The following is a 289-nucleotide window of genomic DNA, read 5'->3' as shown; positions in this document are numbered from 1 at the left end:
TACGAGCTTCCACTTTCGGCGATCATCGTCGACTTCAACGACAAGCTGAAGAGCGTTTCGAGCGGCTACGCCTCCATGAGTTACGACGTCTTTGATTATCGCGAAGCTGACATCGTCAAGCTCGACATCATGGTCGCTGAGGACGTTGTCGATGCTTTCTCGACGCTTGTGTATCGATCAGAAGCCGAAAGCTCTGGTCGACGTATTCTCGAGATCTTGAAAGACTCAATTCCACGAACGCAATTCGTTATCAAACTCCAAGCATCCGTTGGCGGTAAAGTTGTCGCCG

At 50.5% G+C, this 289-nt stretch carries 1 pseudogene; it reads left to right on the top strand.

The window, feature by feature from the left end:
- Positions 1 to 289 (top strand): annotated as a pseudogene (locus J4G32_RS21040) (elongation factor 4); the annotation flags it as partial.

It is taken from the genome of Microvirga antarctica (genome assembly GCF_017921815.1).
Classification (GTDB): Bacteria; Pseudomonadota; Alphaproteobacteria; order Rhizobiales; family Beijerinckiaceae; genus Microvirga; species Microvirga antarctica.
The sequence above is the reverse complement of the archived record's forward strand: the minus strand, read 5'-3'. Positions and strand labels throughout refer to the sequence as shown.